The following is a 19,732-nucleotide window of genomic DNA, read 5'->3' on the forward strand; positions in this document are numbered from 1 at the left end:
GGGCGTTGTCTGAACCAGAAATGGATGAGGACGCGAACGACCCAAGAATCCCACGCCCTTTAGGGGTGTGGAGTGTCAAACTTCAGAAGCTTGTTCGACGACCGTCGCAAATCGACGGCGATGTTGAATTGTCAAATATGTGATCGTTCCAGCCATCATGACCACGATAAATAGAAGCAGTTTGCCGACGTTTTCCCACATAAATGAGAAATCGCCGCTTGAGATGACAGCTTTGAATCCGAAAACTGAATAGGTCATAGGAAGCCATGCGTTAAAATGCTGCAACGAGTGCGGAATCAACTCGAGCGGGAATGTTCCAGCACTTGTTGTTAATTGCAAAATCAATACGACAATCCCAATAAACCGTCCCGGATCTCCGAAGACTGTCACGAGAAATTGAATGACAGATAAAAAGGTGATGCTTGTGACAATGCTAAACAAGATGAAGAGCGGGACACTTTCCACTTGTAAATCGAGTCCGAAAAGCAATACGCTATCAGCAAGGAGCGCTTGCAAAACCCCAACGACAATGAGCACGCCGAACTTAGCCAAAAACCAATGAAATGGTGAACGCGGAACCCCCGCTGGTTCGCGAAGAGGGAAGACGATCGAAAGCAAAAGTGCCCCGACAAACAATCCGAGCGACAAGAAATATGGCGTGAATCCTGTTCCGTAGTTAGGGACTTCATTGACTTTTTCATTTTTTAATTTCACCGGTTCTGCAAACATGTCGTATACGTCATCATTTGCTTTTATATCGCTTGCTTTTTTCGCTCCTTCTTTTAACTTATCCGCTAGTTGTTCTGAGCCGTCTGTCAGTTGATCCATGCCATCCTGCAAATGTTTTGTCCCGCTCGTTAATTCATTCATTCCGTTGGCTAATTGTTGCGAACCATCCGCCAATCGGTGCGCGCCGTCTTGGAGCTGGTCAGCGCCTTGGGCAAGCACTTGCAGACCGGAGGCGAGCGTTTGGCCGCCATTCGCGAGCTTGGCCGCTCCTTGTTCCGCTTCTTTCATTTTTTCATGCAACGTATTCATGCCCGCCACCAGTTTTTCTTGTCCGCTCTCGAGTGCATTCGCGCCATCGACAAGCCGCTGTTGTCCGGCAAGCAGTTCGTCAACTCCGTGATGGAGGGCGATATGCCCTTCGTGCAGCTGTTTTGCTCCTTTGCTTAACGATGTGGCTCCTGATTGTAACGATTTGGCGCTGATGCTTAACTGCGCAAGGCCATTTTCGACTTGTTTGCTTCCCGATGATAAGGTGACGACATTTTCTTTTAGCTGCTCATACACTGCTCGTTGCTGTGGATTGGGAGCTTGGGCCATGAGCGCATCCAATTGCATCGCTAACTGCTCGAGTCCGCCTGTTACTTGTGTCGCTCCTGTTTGAACTTTCGCTGCTCCTTCTTGCCATTGTGCAAGTGATGTGGCCAGCTTTTCAGCTCCACCGCTCAATTGTTCCGAACCTTGCAAAAGCTGCGGGATGCGGGCATCGAGCGCTTGCATTCCTTCATATACACGTTTTGCCCCTGAAGCGAGATTCGCCGTTCCTTCTTGCGCTTGCTTCGCTCCAGAGAGCAGCTGTCCTTGCCCGTTGACCATCTGTTTCATTCCATTGTAAAGCGTTTGAACCCCTGTTTGAACTTGCGCGGAACCATTGGCAGCTTGATGCAATCCGTCAGTGAAGCTGATGGACTTTTCGGCTAGTGTTGCTAAATGATGATACAAATCTTTGGATCCATCATGCGCTTTTTTCATGCCATCGTACAGTTTGCTCGTTCCACTTTTAGCTTCCCCGAGACCGTCATGCAATTGTTCGGCTCCGTCGCTCGCGTTTGCTAATCCATCTGCGAATGTTTGAATAGTTTCAAACATGCTTTCTGCGTATGTTTCTGTTAATGTTTTGGCTACTTCTGTTTTGATTGTTTTAACCGCTGTTTCGCCAATTTGGGCAGATAAAAAGTTAAATCCTTCATTTGGTTTATAAATCAGTTGAAGTTTTTGGGGGTGATCGTCTTGCAACGTCGTCGCGTTTTGTGAAAAATTTTCAGGGATTTGAATAAGCATATAGTACTTTTGTTCTTTTAATCCTTTTTCTCCCTCGCGTTCGTTAACAAAATGCCACTCAAACTGTTGTTTCTCTTTTAACTTTTCAACAAGATCATCCCCGAGATGAAGTTCCTTCCCTTCGAACGTTGCCCCTTTGTCTTTGTTTACCACAGCGACAGGAAGTTCGTCCAAATGATCGTATGGATTCCAAAACGCCCATAAAAACATGCCGCTGTATAGAAGTGGGATGCATAATACAGCTATAACTGGAATAAGTACTTTCCGATTGGATAGGATGGATTTCCATTCTTGCATCCATAATTTGAATGCGTGCACATGTCTAACCTCCTTTGTCGAAAATATTGACCAATTTGTCCATTTAGTCATTTTTCCTGAAAAAAGAGAAGGATCATCATGGAGACAATCCTTTTAGCAAATATAAATCAAACAGCTCAGCAATCGTTTGTTGTGACAATGGTTCATGCTCTTTTTCCCAATCAATGCTTAACGCAATGTACATCTTGAACATTAAAAACGCCATTAACTCTGAATCGCAAGGGCGAATTTCGTCTTTGGCCATCGCTTCTTCAATTTTTTCGCGAATGTAAGCGATCATTTCACGATCAAGCCGCTTCATCACGTCCCGTACAGCTGCCGTGCCAATATCGCGAACTTCTTGTAAAAGTTTTATTGTCAGTTCATGCTCCTGGCGAAACGTAAAAATGCGCTGCAAGGCACGCTGTACATTTTCGTTAAACGGCAAGCGAGGATCCATCGCTGCATTCGCCTCGCGCTTAATTTCAGAAATCACGGAAGAAACGATATGGTAAAGCAGTTCTTCTTTGCTTTTGAAAAACGTATAAATGGTTCCTTTCCCGACATTCGCCATCTTCGCCACTTGATCCATTGTCGTCGCCTTATAACCGAAAAGTGAAAACGACTTGGTTGCGGCATCAATAATTTGTTGCTTTTTATCGGACATCGGCGTTCATCCTTTGTTTATGACTAAATGAACATTTTGGTCATTACGTTTCAAATCATAACATAAACATCATATGTTTGCAACAAATATTGAGTTCTCCTTTGCCTTCTTTGCTGAAAGAAGTCTTCCGTTTCGGCGCGAAGTGGTGTCGGAGAGCTGTGTTTCCCTTTGCCTTCCCGCTTTTTTAGACAGGCAGACGGACAAGAAATTGCGATCCTTTCCCGACTTCGCTTTGGACGTGGATCGTGCCACCATGGGCCTCCACGATCCATTTAGCGATGGACAGCCCGAGGCCGTGGCCGCCTTGTTGGCGCGAGCGCGCTTTGTCGACGCGGTAAAAACGGTCGAAAATGCGGCCGATGTCTTCAGGCGGGATGCCGATGCCGGTGTCTTCCACCGAGAGAAGAAGCTGTTTCGGCTCGGTGCGAATCGATAATGTCACCTCTCCGCCCTCCGGGGTGTATTTGATGGCGTTGTCGAGCAAAATGTACAAAAGCTGCGTCAGTTTATCCGGATCGGCGGTGACGATCGCCTGCTCTGGGGCATGAAAATGCATCGTGATCTGCTTTTTCGCCGCCAGCTCCGACACGAGCTGAAACGTGCGCTCGGCGTGCGGGCGAAAATCAAACGTCTGTTTTGAAAGCTCCAACGCGGCGTGCTTCGCATCGGCGCGGGCGAGCGTCAACAAGTCGTTCATCAGTTTCGTGATCCGTTTCAACTCTTCGCGCAGGCGGTCAAGCAGGCGGCGGACAAATTCGTTTTTCATGACGTCCTCTTCCAACGTGAGCGCCTCAACGGACGAAAAGACGACGCTTAAGGGCGTGCGCAGCTCATGAGAGGCGTCGGCGACAAACTGGCGCTGCCGCTCGTACGCTTCTTCAATCGGCACAAGCGCCCGCTTGGACATAAAGTAGCTGAGCGCGACGCCAACGGCAAGGAACAACATCGCCAAGCTGATGAGCACAATGAGTAGCCAATGAAACACTTTGAAAAACGATGTGACATCCATCCCAATGTACAGCATGCCTATGAAATCGCCATGAATGACGAGCGGGCGGGCGGCAGCGAGCACCCGCCAGTTGCGGGCGGCTTCGCGGGCGAGGCCGGACATATGCTCAGGCAGCGACACGTTCATGTACACTGGGGCGCGCTCATTCGCCTTGAGATGGGACAACGCGTCCAAAAAATACGGCCGCAGGCGCGGATGGACTTCATCCCCCGCCAGCAAGCCGCCATTCGGGCCGATGACGTAAAAAAAGAGCTGGTCTTCGCTTAAGAGAATGACGCTTTCATTATCAAACAAGTCGAAATTGCTTTGTTTCAGGAGCACTTGCTCGATCGTGTCCGCTTCCTGCTCGGCGAGGCGGGTGATGCGCCGTTCTTGGTCCGATGTGGCGATCCAATAAAACAGCGCGGCGGCGATGGCGATAAACAAGGCGAGAAACAATGTGAAAATGCCGCTGTACAGCGCCGTCAGCCGCCAATGGGCGCGGCGGAACAAATCGGCGCTTTCCAAGCGGCGAAGCCAGCGGCGCCATTCGTTCCAGTTATTTATCAATTTTATATCCCACTCCTCGAACGGTTTGAATGATATCGTCTTTCAACTTTTTACGCAACAGCTTGATGGTGGCGTCGATCGTTTTCATCGACACATCCGCATCCCAGCCCCAGACGCGATCCAAAATCGTCTCGCGAGGCACGACTTGGCCTTGATTTTGCACGAGCAGATCGAGAAGCTGAAACTCGCGTGGGGTGAGGAAAATTTCCTCATCGCCGCGATGGAGCGTATGGCTTGTCCGGTTCAAGGTGAAGCCATGAAACGACACTTTTTCCTCTTGAAGCGGGACGAACGTGCGGCGGGCGAGCGCTTTTAAACGGGCTGCGAGCTCATCGATTTCAAACGGCTTGACCAAGTAATCGTCCGCCCCGGCCTCAAGCCCGGTGACGCGGTCTTGCACCGCGTCTTTCGCTGTCAACATCAAAATCGCCCCTGTATAGCCATTTTGCCGCAAGCGGCGGCAAATGTCGACCCCATCGCCGTTCGGCAGCATCCAATCGAGCACCACGACATCGTAAAACTCCGCCAAGGCGTAATCGTACGCGTCTTCTCCTTCCTGCACCCAGTCGATATGGTCGATTCCTTTCTTTTTTAATAAATGCACAATCAATTCTCCTAAATGTAGATCATCTTCCGCGAGCAAAATTTTCATCGCGTCTCCTCCCGTTTCTCATTCCTTACCTTTTATCATACCAAACCATCGGTGAAAAAACGGTGAAAAATCGGCGTGTTTCGTCTGGTAGATGCGTGCCATAAGAAAGAGCATTTTCACCATTTTTTCACTTTCCTTGGTTATGATGATGGGCGAAGAGGTAAAGGAAGGAGGAGGAGATGACCAATGGACATGATGCCATTTGAACCAATGCCAACCCCGCAACAGAAGCACCGCGGCCGTTTCATGTCGTGGCTCGCTGCTTCTGTCGCGGGGCGGTGATCGGCAGCGCGGCGACGTGGTATGTAGCGCCGAAATGGATTCACGGAGAAACCTATTCTCAAACCACAGCGGCAGAGACGACGACAAAAAGCGAGGCGCTGCCATTGCAGCCGACGGCAAACGTCAAAACGAACATGATTGACGCCATCAACAAAGTGGCCGATGCGGTGGTTGGTGTCATCAACATTCAAAAGCAAGTGGACTTTTTCTCGGATCAAGCGCAAGATACAGAAGCGGGAACCGGATCAGGCGTAATTTTCAAAAAAGATGGCCATACCGCCTACATTGTGACGAACAACCATGTCATTGAAGGAGCGAACAAAGTCGAGGTGGCGCTCCCAAACGGCAAAAAAGTGAAGGCCGACATCGTCGGCGCGGATGCGCTCACGGACCTCGCCGTCTTAAAAATTCCCGCCGAGGGCGTAACGAAAGTGGCGAGCTTCGGCGACTCGTCGAAAGTGAAAATCGGCGAACCGGTGGCGGCGATCGGCAATCCGCTTGGGCTGGATTTGTCGCGGACGGTCACAGAAGGGATCGTCAGCGGCAAACGGACGATGCCCGTCTCGACATCAGCGGGTGACTGGGAAATCGACGTCATCCAAACCGATGCGGCCATCAACCCGGGCAACAGCGGCGGGGCGCTCATTAACAGCGCGGGGCAGGTGATTGGAATCAACAGCATGAAAATCGCGGAAACGGGCGTCGAAGGGCTCGGCTTTGCCATCCCGAGCGAAAACGTCAAACCGATCGTTGAGCAGCTGATGAAAGATGGAAAAATCAAACGCCCGTACCTCGGCGTCCAGCTCGTCGATGTCGCCGACTTGTCCGATGACGTGCGCACCGATGAACTGAAATTGCCATCCACCGTGACAAGCGGCGCCGCCATCACCGCGGTGGAGCCGTTCTCGCCCGCGGCGGAGGCTGGACTGAAGTCAAAAGACGTCATCGTCGCGATCAACGGCGAGAAAATCGACAGCGTCAGCGCCTTGCGCAAATATTTGTACACGAAGGCATCGATCGGCGACCGCATTAAGATGACCGTCTACCGCGACGGATTCGAGACGACCGTGTCCGTCACGCTTAAGGCGAGAGAAAACAGCCAGTCGTAAGAAGACAGCGCCTCTTTTTCCATCGAATCGGTGGGAAAGAGGCGATTTTTTTGTGTGAAGCGCTTGTTCACGATGTTGGAGGATAAAACGAAAGTTGATCCGTGTCGGCAGCACTTCTCCGTCAAGCCCATTGTGCTCCTGTTGCGGGCGCCGTCAGGTCGACGTGAAATGGCTGTCTATCCGCGAATGAGTGTGTCCGCGATGCGGGACGAGCCACGATCGGGATCATAACGCCGCTCGGAATATTTTGAAGGAGGGGATTCGTTTGCTGTCTTTGTAAGGCAGCCAAACCGTGGGACGCAAGGGGATGGCTTGGCGGGCAGCCTGCCGTGGGTCGGGGGTTCTCAAGAATCTCTCACCTTCAAGCGTAGGTAGGAGAGTGTTCAAGATTCCTGACTTTTGTGAATATATGACTATTTTTTAGTTGGTAATAAAGACCTCTTTTTTTTTTAAAAATTTGTAATAAAATTTTAATTGTAAATATATTAAATTAAAGGAGGAGATTGTATTTTATGAAAAAATCTTTCTTGCTCTCTTCGATTGCAGCTTTGGGTCTCATTTGCACATCGGGGGTTCCGTTGGCGTATGCTGACTCTAGAATGCAACAGAACTAGGACTCTCATGACAAAATATTTTGTCGCCGTTTGTGGCGAAGACCCTTTATTTAATAAAATGTTTTCACGAGCTAGGCAAGGGTCATTGTTTGGTCATTAGTGTTTTCAAAGGTTCATCGTCACAACGTGTAACCTGATAAGTGAGGATTTTTCTCGTTTCATCCTGTATGAAAATCGTTGATTTACTGATTTTCCTTTGCAGAAGAAAGCATGACATGCTTTGAAACAGTCAGGTTCAACTTTTGACGAAGATTCTTTTTGGCACAGGATATACGTAGAAGGAGATGGTTTATAGTGAAACGATTTGTACCTTATCTTGTTGCTCTTTGTTTCTCTTCTTTGCTCCTCCTACAACCTTATTCTATTCATATTCCACATAGTTTGGCTAAGTCGTCTAATCAACAGAATGAAAATTGTACGTCATGCCAAAAAGTACGGGAAGTTTCAAATTTCAAAACGGATAAAGTAAAAGATATTTACTTGATCAACGATGTAAAACGCACTTTAAGTCAATTTTACAATGCTAAGCTTAGCAAATTTAAAAATAATGATTTTGAGTGGCGTGAATCCATAAAAGTGGATTATCAGAACGGAATTTCTGTTGTTATGATTCCATCTAAAGATAATCCAAAGTATAATGATCAAAAGGCGTATTTAGTCGTAGGTGTAGATGGAAAACAGGATCAATTGACAGATCCCACCTATATTGAATTGAAAAAAGTCAATGATAAGTTTATGTTATATACGATCAAAACTTTGGATGATGTTAAAATCGTCACAGCAACCATTAACATGGCGGATGGAATGGTTACCAATGTTGAATTTTACGAGGAAAATCATTTGATTCAATCAAATGAGGTTAAGGCTGGATATTGGGATCGAGTGCAAGAATGTATCAAAAACAACTGGAAAACATTTCCCTCTTGGGCGAAGTTTGCCTGTGAATCCGCTTGCGGAGGTTGTTTGTTTGCCAGTCCTTATGCGTGCGGTGCTTGTCTAGGATGCTTAGGGGGATATGCGATAGGCTGTGCTCTTGCCTCTATATAAAGACCAATTTTTTAAGGAGATGGTGCGAGTGCCGTTATCATTCAAGCCAAGAGGGGCATTGTGGAATGCCATCATGATTGCGGTATTATCGATCATGGCTATTTTTACTTATCCCTCCGAATGGTCTCACTTTTTCATTGTTGTTGCTGGCATTGGAGTTTTTATTACCCTAGATCAGATGTCCAAAAATAAAAGCAGGAAATGGAGAATTACTATTGCGGCGATTTTCTTTCTCGTTGCTTTCTCGATATCTGCATACTATGTATTAAACTAGCAATGTTTTCACCATCGTTAAAATCAATCGAATGGTTGGAAGTCCGTTATAATCAAATCTTCAGTCAACAGACAAACAAAAGGAGTATCAGCGCGCTCTTCCAGTGGTGCATTGGGAACAAATGGGGATATCTTGATTACCTATGATAGTGGGAGTGCTGGGTGGAATTACGGACATGCTGCTATTGTCCGCTGGGACGGCGACTACATCATTGAGGCTTGGCCTGGCGATGGCGTCCGCTACTTCGTGAATAACTGGAAAATCCGTTGGAAAACATGGAAAGCACTTTGGGTAAAAGGAGCGATGGGGGAGGATTATACATCAGCCCAATCGTATGCTAGAGCGCAAATCGGCGAGCCGTACAGTCTAACGGCGACAAAAGGCCAATCGTCAAAATGGTATTGTTCGTTGCTCGTGTGGAAAGCGTGGGAGAATCGAGGATTTGATTTGGATGACGATGGAGGGATGATCGTAACCCCGTCTGACTTGGATCAAGATCCCGAGACGATTACATATGCTAGCAGCAACTAAAGGAGCGGAGAAGGATTTTGAAATGAACGTGTAGAAGGGTATACCATCCAAAAAACGGTTATACCCTTCTATTTTTATCCGTTCATCCCCGCAGCGTGAAAACATTGCGGAGGGAAAAACGCGGATTTACCGGCTTTGAGGGTGCAAATCTTTCTGCGGGAAGGAAACGTTCTCGATTTCATAGAATATGACAACCACCATGGATGAAAGGAGATTCAACATGGGCCCAAGTGCACCATTATGGATGTCAATGTTGTACTACCTTATGTGCGCCGCGACGTTGCTCGCTGGTGTGGTGATGCTGATGAAAGGAACGGTTCGCCGTTGGTATTCGCTCGCTGCGGTGCTCGCGGTGCCGCTGCTTTTTCTGAATAACTTTCATACGATCGCAAGGGTCGGCGTCGATGAGTTCGGCTATTGGCGGCAATCCCTCGCCGAAGGGCAATGGTGGGCGTGGCTGTCGCTTGCTCTTTTTCTTTATATCATTTGGTACTGGGGATTGCTTGTCCAGCGCATGGGGGGAGAAGAAAAAGGGGAAGTCAGGGCTTGGCGGAAGCGGCAAAGATGGATATGGGTCTGGGTAGTGGCAGTCGCGCCTGTCATCGTTTATTGGGTGCAGCACTCTGACGATCAAGTCGTTTCATCGGTGCGGGCGTATGAGCCGTCTGAGGGCCGCTCGGCGAACGAACCGCCCGGACGCATCTTCTTTTTGTATTCTCACCCGTTTGCGCGAGATTCGTATATCGTGGAGATGGATGGACCGCACGTGCGCAACTTGGTGACGCTGCAAGCTGTGGGGGTGTCCCAGCTTTCGCATGGTTCATCGACGAAGGAACTGTTGTTGTGGTCAGATTATGCGGGACGGCATGTCTATCGACTGAATCGAGACACATGGACATTGGTCGATCAAGAAACGGTCTCCAGTCCTCTTTCGTTTGCCTCGCTGGAGGGTGAGTGGGAGATTCGATCGCTGAATCAAGATGTCAACACCCATAAACTAGAAGTCCGGAAAGGCGGAAAATTGCTGTTTTCGAAGCGGTTCCCTCCTTACGTTCTTCAAGTTTTGCGCGCAGAGCCGCATTTCTATGTGTTTGCTGATGTGATGGAAAAGGAGCAAGGTGTATTGTATGTGCTGGATCAGCGCGGTTCCGTAGTGAAGGAAATTTCGTTGCTTACGTCCTTCGCGCGCTCCATGGCGGTCTTTCACGACCACCTTGTCATCGCCACGAAACCTCGCCTCACCATCGTGGATCCGCATTCATGGCGAGTGACATATTGGGACATGGGGCGAGAGGAGACGCAGTTCGACCAGCTTTACGTGAAGGGAGACACGCTGTGGGTAAGCTATGTCCAGAGAGGAAAGTCGGGATGGCTTGCGTTGAACGATCAGTTTAAGGTGATGGAGAAGCATGAGCTGTCGTCGGTATACTGGGAAGCGCGGTTTCGCGGCGACTATGTGTATGCATTGTTTGAGCCGCAGGAAGGAGACAAGGCCGACGATGCCGGAGAAATGAACATTTTCCATCTCCGTACAGGCCAACTTGCTGCCAAGTTTGCCGTGCCGAAGCAGAAGCACAATTTGCAGACATTTCACGTGATGGATGAAATACAATAGGAGTAAGGGGGATGACGATGGGACTGAGCATGCCGCTATGGATGTTGATAGTATACCGGGGGCTAGGCATCGCCACGTTCGTCGCCGGCGTGGTTACACTCATTACGGGAACGATTCGCCACTCGTATTCGTTTGCCGTCGTGCTGGCGATGCCATTGTTTTTTCTAAACAATCGATCGCGAGGGTCGGCGTCGATGAATTCGGCTATTGGCAGCAATCCCTCATCGAAGGGCAATGGTGGGCGTGGCTGTCGCTCGCTCTTTTCCTTTACATGATGGGATATTGGGTGCTGTTCGTGCGGCGCATTCACGAGCGGAGGGCCGCATCGGCGGAAGTGAAAGGGGGAGGGGGAGATGAAGTTCCGCGATTATGAAGAATTTTGGCCGTTTTACTTGACGCAACACCGCAAACGGGCGACGCGGAGATGGCATTTTGTCGGAACGAGCTTCGTCTTTTTGTTCGTGATCATGGCGATCGTGACGAGGAATGCGTGGTGGCTGCTCGGGGCGCCAATCGCCGCCTATGCGCTTGCGTGGTTTAGCCACTTCCCTTCTTGTAAGAGACGGCAGAATACATGCACCCGCCATGCGAGTTGGCCTGCGTCCAAAACCATAACGCTGTTCGAAATGATGTTCCCGGAAGGGCTTTGTTGGCTGTCACCACAAAGCAGCCAAACCGCAGGACGGATGCTCCGACGGCTCATAGGTAAATGTTAAATATTTTGGGTCTTCACTATTTTCTGTCATTTCCACTCAATCCCAGAAACATGTTAGCTGGATGAAATAGGTTCATCAGTCAGGATCCTTCTTCCGCATACAGACCACGAAGTCGGTAGAATGGAACCAGTCAAGTGCTTTCCTTGACGGGTTCCATTCTACCAACTATCATACCGATAGCGGAAGAAGGGAGCGCTTAAGCAGCCTGACTACCTGTAGTGTTCCCTGTACACTCCAGAAATACACGCAAACGAAACCGTTCTAGATTTCGATAGCCATATGCCCGGCGTTTGATGTTTTTGATCTTGTGATTCGTCCCCTCGATTCGGGCATTGGTATATGGGCGCAAAAAGTAGGAAAGAATAGGCTCCTTCCACCTTTCAAGCGTGTTGGCTGCTTCCTGAAAAGAAGTAAAAGGGCTCTGTTTGTCTAACTGAATCCATTCTTCCAAGCGTTCCTTTGCTTCGTTATATCCATCGGTTCGGTAAAAATCCCGAAACAACTCTTTCAGATAATAGGCAATGGAAAGTACCGGATACTCCTCCAAGATATCGTCTAATCGACGCCGTTGGTCCTTACGAAGCTTTTCACAGCCTTTAAGAGAAGATATCGAGCCTTTTTCAATGGAGAAAACTCCTTTCTTGCTTGATCCAAGACTTGTGTCACTTTTGGAACCACATGGTACTTATCGATGACAATCGAAGCAGATGGAAACAGAGCACGAACCGCCTTATGATAAGGTTCCCACATGTCAAGAATCACCGTTTGGACCCTTTCTTTCGACAGGACATTTTGGCTCAACAAGTGGATGGCGGAGTCACATTGGCGATCGGCATGCATTCCCATAACCGATCCAGCTTTGGCATCCATCAATACGGTTTCATACTGATGTCCCTTTTTTACAGCGATTTCATTTAAGCTAAGCACCTTCTCTTCTTGAGAAGATGCTTCGATCGCTGTTTGACGCTCTTTTGCTTTTTTCGATGCGATGGAGTAATAGATGCGTTCCCATGTCGTATATGGGATGCGGTGCTTTCTGTTTTTTGCAAGCAAAAAATGCAGAGAAGTGCAAGAAAAAATACATAGGCTTGCCAGCTCAAGACTTAAGGTTCCAGACCGGGGGAAGAGGACGGCTGGATCGCGGAGAGAGCGTTCCGCAGTCGATAGCTCTCTCCCGTAAAGGCCAGGATGTGGGCATGGTGAACCAAGCGATCCACCAGCGCAGCTGTCAAGCGGTTGTCCCCAAACACCCGATTCCACTGTCCAAATTCCAGATTCGACGTCACGATGACGCTTTTTCGCTCATAACAGTCGGCGATAATATGAAACAACAGCTCCGATCCTTGCTTTTGAAACGGCACATAGCCGAGTTCATCCAATATCAACAGTTCGCACGCATCGATGCTTCGTTTCAGCCGCCCGAGCGTGCCATTTTTCAATGCCTCTTCCAGCTGGGCGACGAGATCCGCGACGCGGAAAAACCGAACCTCATGGCCTTGTTGGCACGCCTGGATGCCGAGCGCTGTGGCGAGATGGGTTTTTCCTGTCCCGGGCGAGCCTAAAAGCAGAACGTTTTGCTTTCGCTCCAAAAAGCGAAGGTCACACAATTCCTTCTTCGATGTCGTGGTCGGCCAGTGGATGTGATCCGACCATTCGTAATCCTTCAGCCATTTCAACTCCCGAAACTTGGCTTTCTTGATCAGCCGGGCCTGTTTCGCCTGCTGGCGGCACGACAGCTCCAGCGCCAATACATCCCGCAAAAACTGCTCTTTCGTTTCGAACATCACCTCCTCGAATCGATCCGCGATATAGGCCAAATGCAGCGCTTTACAAATCTCTTTCACCTCTGCTCTCATCCCTGGACACCCCCTTCCCGAACGGGGTGAAGACGTTGATCATACACCGTTAAATCCGTTTCATAGTCGATCAGGACGGAAGGGGTGTACGATTCTTCCCACTTGGCCGGGTAATGGGATTGCTCGGCTTCCATCAACACCCCGATTTCATGAGGAGCCAAGTCCCATCGCTGACTCTCCTCGAGCCACTGGGCGATTTCATAAAGCGTGCAACGATCCAACAGCGCTCGCAGCCCTTTCAAACGGGCCGCCACCTGGGGCGGGGTGCCAGCCAGATACGTTCGGATCGCTTCCGGCAAGTACGCCCGGTATCGGGAATGCCCGACAACCCGGGGTTTGGTCTCCCACTCAGCGAAAATCTCTTTCCAAGGGATCTCGCGTTTCACGTTCGTATACGGCCTTGGCATCTCAAGATGTATGCCTCCGTCAGGAGAGAGCACAAAGAAACGATCCCACTCTTTTTTCACCAATACCCGGTTGGGGACGGACAGGCCATGGACGACGAACGCCTTCCCATCCACCATCACTTCTCCGTACTTATTCACGTAAGCGTGATCGAGGGAGAAGATCCGAAGATCTTGTTCCGGCAACGCCAACAGCTCCGGCCGCTCTTCCTGCCATAGCTCCTCTATCAACCGCCCCTTTTCATAATGAGGGCGGTTTCGGTCCTCGACCATCTTGCGATGCAGCCACTCCACCAGCTCCGGATCCGACTCGATCAACGGAGCCGGGACGAAACAAAGGTTGCGAGTGTAATAGACTTTTCGCTCCGCATTTCCTTTCTCATGTCCGCTGTATGGATTGCACACTTGTACATCAAACCGATAGTAGAGTTGAAATTTCTCAAAAGCCTCGGTGAATTGGCGTTCTCCCCCTTTTCGAATCGACACGATGGCCGCGGACAAATTGTCAATGCGCAATGCCTTTGGCACTCCCCCAGCCTGACGAAACAGCTGCGTCAACCCATGGAGGAAGCATTCACTGTTTTCCGCCGGCAGCGGATAAGCAAACGCAGCGTTGCTATACGGGAAGCTTACGATCAAAACCGATCGTTCTTCTTCCTTCCCCTCCTTCGTCACCACCGTCATCTTCCCGAAATCCACCTGCGCCTCGCCTGGCGGGTGCTCAAGTCGTTCATAGCGCTGTTCTTTCTCGAGTTTGAGCTGCGGTCTTCGTTTTTGCACGTACGCGCAAACGGTGCGATACGAGCCTTGAAATCCATGGTCACGACAAAGCGCTTCAAACATCGTCTTGTTCGTTCGCCGTTGTTTTCTCGGCAGCTTGGCATCCTCCTCCAACCAGTCATCAATGATTTGCCCGTATCCTTCTTCCTCCATCATCCCCTTTTTGCGTTTGATGGTTGGTTGGACAGAAATGCCGCCATCCGCGTATTTCTTGACCGTTCTCCAGTTATATCCCGTTTCGCGGGAAATTTCCGCAATCGATAACCCTTTCTTTTCACGCAGTTTTCTGATACGATTCATTTCGGGCATTGCCAGCATCCTTTCGCTCCTCCACTGTTTGGTTTATGTGTTCACAACTTCCACAGTAGAGGAAATGTTAGGGGCTGGCAAGCCTTTTTTCTTTGCCTTAGGCTCTGCACGTTTCGTTGCAGAACTCTGTATTTTTATTTTGCACTAAACAGCTTTCGGCCAACCTCTTGAATGGTGGAGCCTTCACAAAGTTCATACAAGTACTCACGAAATCGATTGGTGTAGTGTTGATTGGGTTGAATCGATTGCAAAGAGGTGGAAAACACTCAGGAACAATTCCAGCACCGATAGCGCTTTACCTTTTACGAACAAGTACACCGGTTGATGGAAAATCGCCAAATCCCGTACTTTTCTTGTCCGTCTGTCGTGGACAGAGGAAGTGGCAAACCCACAATGAGGGCAACGTTCCTGTGTCTCTGTTTTCTCTCCATGAATCGCATAACCATAGGAAAGAAGTTCTTGTTTAATCACTTTAAATTCTGGCAATCCTAGAAGGCCGGTGAAAAAGTACACTCTGAGGCAGGGATTTAGGGGGCTGATATCCAAAAAGGAGGAAAAATCGTTGGAATGGAGCGTGGCTGGATCATGAAAGCCCCCAAAACCCCTTCGACTCAGCCTCGGTTGTTTCAAGTCATCGACATGGAGGACCTGGTTCCCCCACATCATATCCTGCGCCAAATCAACGAAGCGGTTGACGTTTCCGTCATTCACGATTGGGCGGCTCCCCTGTACACGGAAAAAACGGGTCGCCCGGCCGCGGATCCGGAACGGCTGCTTCGCCTGATGCTGCTCTCGTATTGGTTCGACCACTCCGAGCGGGAGTTGTATGAGATCCTCCCGATGCATGCCGGATGCCTGTGGTTTTGCGGTCTCGACTTTGAATCCGTGCTCCATCCGGATCCTCATCATCCTACGCTGCCGGATCGAACAACGCTCGTCAAAACACGAAAACGCTGGCGTCAACACGGAATCGTTGATCGGCTGATGACCTATGTGGTGGACCCGTGCATCGCGGCGGGGCTGGTCTCTCCGGATGTCCATGCGGCGGCTGATGGCACCTAAGTGCGGGCGAATGCTTCGATCCACAGCTTGCGGGAAGTCAAGCCCGCTCCGGTGGAGACGTTGGAAGACTGCCTCGCCCGCACCGCCCGGGAAGATGAACAGACCGAGTCCCCGGAGGCGGACCGGGATCCCGATGACGATCCGCCTTCCCCATCAGCAGAGCGCGCCCATGCCGAAGAACGAGGAAACTTCCGTGGAACGAGGTTTTCCAACCAAACCCATCGAAGCGTGACGGATCCGGATGCTCGGTTGTACAAGAAAGGCAAAGGGCAGGAAGCGTATCCTCGGTATTGGGTGCACGATGTCATCGATGTCCGGTCGCGTGTCATTTTGTCCAGACGGGCCAGCTTCGCCACGGGAACGGCGGAACGGGAGACGAGTTTGGAGCAGCTGGCTTCGATTCGATTCCGCCACCCGTCGATCACGATTCGAACCTTGTCTGCGGACAAAGCGTATGGCACCACGGAGTATCTGGCAGCGCTCTTCGCTCAAGGCATCACGCCGCTCGTGTCGCTGCGCCGCAAGGAGATGGAGGAGATTCCAACCTGGAAGCGCCGGGCGAAGGATGCCGCTCAGGAAGCACAACGCCAGGCGAAAGTCCGAGACGTTCAGATTCGCAGCCAAGCGAGGCTCCTTCCGCAACAGGGCGGTTATCGATCCATTCAAGCCCTTCGCACGCGTTGTGAGCATGTGTTCGCCGAAGGGAAGGAATGCCATGGGCTGGACCGGGCCCGAAGCCGGGGCCTGGACGCCATGGAAGAACAGGCGTTGTTGACCGCCGTCGTGCAAAATCGGAAGCGATTGTGCCGGTTTCGAAAAAAACGAGGAGGGACCGGCTCTTTGGCGTGCGCAAAAACGGAATTGGGAGCAGGAAGTCCTGCTTGTCCTCTCCTCCTTTGGCGCCAAATGGCGGAGAGAATGGCCTCCAACATTCGACATGAGGGAAGTCTATGCCCCATTAATTCACCGGCCTTCTAGTGGTATAAAAAGCACTTACGAGACCTCCTTAATGTTGATTTCACCGCTAACATTATTGCCAGGTTCTCGTCAGTGCTTTCTCTTTTTTGCCACTAAATAACAAAATTTGGTTATTAACCAATATTTTTTATTTTTATGAATATATTACTATATTTTAAATGGTAATAAAGACTCTCTCTTTTTTTTTAATTTTTAATAAAATTTTAACTGTAAAAATACAAAATTAAAGGAGGTATTTGTATTTTATAGGGGAATCTTTCCTTCCTTCTTCGATTGTAGCTTGAACGGAACATAATGTTAGAAGAATTGAAAAGAGTTCGTTAATCTTTTGTGGTGCTACTTACTTCAATTGCATGGAATGGGGCAGTGCTTGCTGGTATCTTGTTTGCAACACTTGGGATAGTTGAGCGCTAGTGCTTAACGAGCAATACGGGTTATTAATACCAAGGGGGGATGTGTAATGTTAAAAAAAGCAAAATTCTTATCATTGGGGTTTTTGCTGGCTTTTACAACAAGTGCTTACGCTTCTTCAGACTCAATTTCAGGGTCTTTACCAGATGAAATGAATAACAAGGCTGCTGTTGAAAAAGAAATGTCTATTAATAAGGACCAGCTGAAAAGGCAAGCCGAAAAGCAACTTAAAAGCGAAGAATTGAAAATTTCGAATAGAATCAAATTACATTCCACAGAAGAAATGAATGCTGAAAGGCTAAAGAAAGAAGGAAAGGTTCTCTATCCCCCAAGTGAAATGACGTCAATACAAGCTAGTGTTGCAACAGCATCTTATAACCATAATATTAATTGGGATATTTGGGGAGATGGAGACATTATCTTAGGTAATGGTCCGAGTTCTGGATCTTCCTCGAGCGTCCCATATGGCTATTACCGACATGGTGCTACTTATGATGATTATTATGGGAACTTCATAAGTGCGATGCCAAATAAAGGTGTATATAGAGAATCTAAACGTTTTTGGGAAACGAATTATAAAGAAGTGGTGGGTTATTGGGTTCCTGCTGCATCTTTAGACCAAAGAGAGAAGGTGATATCTTATTTACGTCAACAGATGGGTGAACCATATGACTGGAGCAGTTCTAAAACAAATTATGATGAATGGTATTGTACGAAACTTCCTTATGTTGGTTATAAAATAAAGGCGAGTATTGATATTGATAGTAATGGTGGCTACTGGGTAACGCCGGATAATATAGCCGACGATGAACAGGCGCATTTATTTATGAGGAGCGAAGGGTAAAATAAAGGCAAATAGGACACAGCTGGTGGCTGTGTCCTAAAATTTCATTAGGGAGGTATTGTTTATGAGAAGAACTTACATATCATTACTATTTTTTGTTTTTTTGTTGATAGCGATTTTGGCAGGAGGATATGTGTGGTTCAAATCAAACGAGAGCTCCAATGTTAAGGTTTCTTTTGATGCTAATAATCCAGATCTATTGATAAATACCCCAATAGAATCGTTGTAATTGACGAGAATAACGGAAATTTGACGAAGCGTGAAATTTACAATGAAAGGTTTATGCACACTTCTGTTTACGATAAACATACGAAAAAATTGCTAGCTCCTACTTATTCGCCGGAGCATCATTTTGCAGGGATAACAGAATTCTCTAACGGCCAAGCCAAATACCAAAAGGTGAAAGATTTTGGTCCTATGAATGTTGTGACGTCCAATGGATATTTATTGATGGACTCTTCTCTTTCTTTGACAAACCGCGAAGGACTCCCCGTTACGAAGCTAGGGCTGTATGATTTAAGGAGCAATAAGTTCGTCAAAGAATTTACCGTCAACGGAATCGTGCAATCAATGATTAAGGTTGGAAGTAACGCTTATTTTCCTTCGCTTTGCGAAAATAATCAGTCAAACATTTATCGTTTTGATTTCGATACTTGGAAGTTGGATAAAGTTTTAAAAATGGATCAACCTCATGTGCCAAATCAAATATTGTTTTACAAAGATATGATGATTGGATTGGCAAATGACGAGGCAGCTGGAGCCTCGTCTAATAAAAATAAACTCTATTATATAAAGAATGGTGTAATTTCTAAAGAGTTAAAATTAAAACAAGGGACGAAAGAGATGGCTATCTTGAATAATAAAATCCTTATCTTGTATGAGCCTTATGATCGGAAATCCTTTATTGAAGTTTTAAAAATAGAAGGAAGTCAAGAAGCGGAAAAAGTCAAATTGGCGGATAACCCCACTAATATCACAACTTGGAATCAACATTTAGTCGTGATTGATCAACACAAAAAAGTTTATATATATAATCAAGAGTTTAAAAAAATCAATGAACTGGAATTAGGCATTGATGCTCAAGTGTTAAACATAACAAAAGCGAATTAATGACAACTGAGGGGGCATGGTCCAAAAAATCGAGGGAGATGCTGTCCTAAGCGTTACGTCCTTCTGTTTTCACCCGCCTATCCCAGCAACTTGAAAACACTATTAATTATGAAGGGAAGCTTTGCGGGGACGAGCCAAATGTATGTTGAATTTGAGCAACCGCTCCCTCACGGAGAAAGGGAACATCGTTCTAACAGGAAGGAACTCTTTTTGCTTTCATCGAATATGACCATCATTACGGATGGAAGGGGATTTGAAATGGGCCCGAGTGCGCCGCTCGCCGCTTATGCGCTCGCTTGGTTCAGCCACTTTGTCATCGAAGGGAACAAGCCAGCCACCTTCGGCCACCCGCTTTGGTCGCTTCGGGCTGATTTTCGCATGTACGGGCTCATGCTTACGGGGCGGCTTGGGCGGGAGCTGGAGCGGATGGGGCTTTCAGAGGATCGGGATGTCAGCCAAAATGGATGTGAAGAACGTTAAAGAGGCCTTTCTCCCTAGGGGATTTCGCCTCCAAATGATTGTCCTCGCTCAAAGCTTTTGAGAGATCGG

Annotated in this window: 16 protein-coding genes and 4 pseudogenes; 12 read left to right on the forward strand and 8 right to left on the reverse strand. The window is 48.3% G+C overall.

The genetic code is table 11. From position 1 onward, the window contains the following. Positions 1–75 precede the first annotated feature (75 nt). The 4 genes from BJQ97_RS02045 to BJQ97_RS02060 form a co-directional block, all read right to left on the reverse strand. Entirely contained in the window at positions 76–2,385 is a 2,310-nt protein-coding gene (locus BJQ97_RS02045; RefSeq protein WP_160155314.1) for a YhgE/Pip domain-containing protein, read from the reverse strand. Between the two features lie 76 nt (positions 2,386–2,461). After that, on the reverse strand, positions 2,462–3,031 hold the full coding sequence (locus BJQ97_RS02050; RefSeq protein ID WP_160155315.1) for a TetR/AcrR family transcriptional regulator: 570 nt from the start codon (positions 3,029–3,031) through the stop codon (positions 2,462–2,464). A 184-nt stretch (positions 3,032–3,215) separates the two neighbouring features. Further along, positions 3,216–4,589 (reverse strand): sensor histidine kinase, encoded by a 1,374-nt coding sequence (locus BJQ97_RS02055; protein ID WP_160155316.1) that lies wholly within the window; start codon positions 4,587–4,589, stop codon positions 3,216–3,218. Next, positions 4,579–5,241 (reverse strand): response regulator transcription factor, encoded by a 663-nt coding sequence (locus BJQ97_RS02060; RefSeq protein ID WP_160155317.1) that lies wholly within the window; start codon positions 5,239–5,241, stop codon positions 4,579–4,581. The genes BJQ97_RS02055 and BJQ97_RS02060 overlap by 11 nt, the downstream gene beginning before the upstream one ends. Before the next feature lie 186 nt (positions 5,242–5,427). On the opposite strand from BJQ97_RS02060, the pseudogene BJQ97_RS02065 reads away from it, so the two are divergent. The 8 genes and pseudogenes from BJQ97_RS02065 (at position 5,428) to BJQ97_RS17560 (ending at position 11,429) form a co-directional block, all read left to right on the forward strand. After that, positions 5,428–6,632, forward strand: a pseudogene (locus BJQ97_RS02065) (S1C family serine protease). A gap of 190 nt (positions 6,633–6,822) precedes the next feature. Further along, positions 6,823–6,912 carry a transposase gene (locus BJQ97_RS17555; RefSeq protein WP_236567091.1) on the forward strand — a complete coding sequence of 30 codons (90 nt, stop codon included), beginning with the start codon at positions 6,823–6,825 and terminating at the stop codon, positions 6,910–6,912. Positions 6,913–7,540: 628 nt separating this feature from the next. Further along, complete coding sequence (locus BJQ97_RS02075) at positions 7,541–8,293, forward strand: putative immunity/bacteriocin fusion bifunctional protein (protein WP_160155318.1); 753 nt, start codon at positions 7,541–7,543, stop codon at positions 8,291–8,293. A gap of 28 nt (positions 8,294–8,321) precedes the next feature. Further along, positions 8,322–8,567, forward strand: coding sequence for a hypothetical protein (locus BJQ97_RS17280; RefSeq protein WP_201451742.1), 246 nt, complete (start codon positions 8,322–8,324; stop codon positions 8,565–8,567). Positions 8,568–8,699: 132 nt separating this feature from the next. Beyond that, positions 8,700–9,098 (forward strand): YiiX/YebB-like N1pC/P60 family cysteine hydrolase, encoded by a 399-nt coding sequence (locus tag BJQ97_RS02080; protein ID WP_236567093.1) that lies wholly within the window; start codon positions 8,700–8,702, stop codon positions 9,096–9,098. 220 nt (positions 9,099–9,318) lie between these two features. Then, on the forward strand, positions 9,319–10,713 hold the full coding sequence (locus BJQ97_RS02085) for a hypothetical protein (RefSeq protein WP_160155319.1): 1,395 nt from the start codon (positions 9,319–9,321) through the stop codon (positions 10,711–10,713). An 11-nt stretch (positions 10,714–10,724) separates the two neighbouring features. Further along, positions 10,725–10,988, forward strand: coding sequence for a hypothetical protein (locus BJQ97_RS02090; RefSeq protein ID WP_236567095.1), 264 nt, complete (start codon positions 10,725–10,727; stop codon positions 10,986–10,988). Positions 10,989–11,066: 78 nt separating this feature from the next. Next, the gene (locus tag BJQ97_RS17560; protein WP_236567097.1) at positions 11,067–11,429 is read left to right on the forward strand and encodes a DUF962 domain-containing protein; all 363 of its coding nucleotides are present in this window, start codon (positions 11,067–11,069) and stop codon (positions 11,427–11,429) included. 196 nt (positions 11,430–11,625) lie between these two features. Here BJQ97_RS17560 and BJQ97_RS18020 read toward each other — a convergent pair. From BJQ97_RS18020 to BJQ97_RS18025, 4 genes and pseudogenes are all read right to left on the reverse strand, one after another. Then, positions 11,626–12,470: pseudogene (locus BJQ97_RS18020) on the reverse strand (ISL3 family transposase); the annotation flags it as partial. Between the two features lie 62 nt (positions 12,471–12,532). Then, complete coding sequence (gene istB / locus BJQ97_RS02105) at positions 12,533–13,285, reverse strand: IS21-like element helper ATPase IstB (RefSeq protein ID WP_021322668.1); 753 nt, start codon at positions 13,283–13,285, stop codon at positions 12,533–12,535. Beyond that, complete coding sequence (gene istA, locus BJQ97_RS02110; protein WP_160155321.1) at positions 13,282–14,787, reverse strand: IS21 family transposase; 1,506 nt, start codon at positions 14,785–14,787, stop codon at positions 13,282–13,284. The genes istB and istA overlap by 4 nt, the downstream gene beginning before the upstream one ends. A gap of 143 nt (positions 14,788–14,930) precedes the next feature. Beyond that, positions 14,931–15,291, reverse strand: a pseudogene (locus BJQ97_RS18025) (transposase family protein); the annotation flags it as partial. Positions 15,292–15,345: 54 nt separating this feature from the next. Here BJQ97_RS18025 and BJQ97_RS02120 point away from each other — a divergent pair. From BJQ97_RS02120 to BJQ97_RS02135, 4 genes and pseudogenes are all read left to right on the forward strand, one after another. Beyond that, positions 15,346–16,818, forward strand: a pseudogene (locus tag BJQ97_RS02120) (transposase). A gap of 460 nt (positions 16,819–17,278) precedes the next feature. Beyond that, a complete protein-coding gene (locus BJQ97_RS02125) occupies positions 17,279–18,073 on the forward strand; it encodes a hydrolase (protein ID WP_160155322.1) in 795 nt (264 codons plus the stop codon). Positions 18,074–18,322: 249 nt separating this feature from the next. Further along, positions 18,323–19,183 carry a hypothetical protein gene (locus tag BJQ97_RS02130; RefSeq protein ID WP_236567105.1) on the forward strand — a complete coding sequence of 287 codons (861 nt, stop codon included), beginning with the start codon at positions 18,323–18,325 and terminating at the stop codon, positions 19,181–19,183. 225 nt (positions 19,184–19,408) lie between these two features. Next, positions 19,409–19,663 (forward strand): Mpo1-like protein, encoded by a 255-nt coding sequence (locus tag BJQ97_RS02135; RefSeq protein ID WP_407066447.1) that lies wholly within the window; start codon positions 19,409–19,411, stop codon positions 19,661–19,663. Positions 19,664–19,732: the final 69 nt, after the last annotated feature.

Source organism: Geobacillus sp. TFV-3 (assembly GCF_009901865.1).
GTDB lineage: Bacteria > Bacillota > Bacilli > Bacillales > Anoxybacillaceae > Geobacillus > Geobacillus thermoleovorans_A.

Coding starts and splice junctions, on each gene's coding strand:
- BJQ97_RS02050 (WP_160155315.1), bottom strand. CDS start 3,031: ATGTCCGATAAAAAGCAACAAATTATTGATGCCGCAACCAAGTCGTTT.
- BJQ97_RS02060 (WP_160155317.1), bottom strand. CDS start 5,241: ATGAAAATTTTGCTCGCGGAAGATGATCTACATTTAGGAGAATTGATT.
- BJQ97_RS02085 (WP_160155319.1), top strand. CDS start 9,319: ATGGGCCCAAGTGCACCATTATGGATGTCAATGTTGTACTACCTTATG.
- BJQ97_RS02090 (WP_236567095.1), top strand. CDS start 10,725: ATGACGATGGGACTGAGCATGCCGCTATGGATGTTGATAGTATACCGG.
- BJQ97_RS17560 (WP_236567097.1), top strand. CDS start 11,067: ATGAAGTTCCGCGATTATGAAGAATTTTGGCCGTTTTACTTGACGCAA.
- istB (WP_021322668.1), bottom strand. CDS start 13,285: ATGAGAGCAGAGGTGAAAGAGATTTGTAAAGCGCTGCATTTGGCCTAT.
- istA (WP_160155321.1), bottom strand. CDS start 14,787: ATGCTGGCAATGCCCGAAATGAATCGTATCAGAAAACTGCGTGAAAAG.
- BJQ97_RS02125 (WP_160155322.1), top strand. CDS start 17,279: ATGTTAAAAAAAGCAAAATTCTTATCATTGGGGTTTTTGCTGGCTTTT.
- BJQ97_RS02135 (WP_407066447.1), top strand. CDS start 19,409: ATGACCATCATTACGGATGGAAGGGGATTTGAAATGGGCCCGAGTGCG.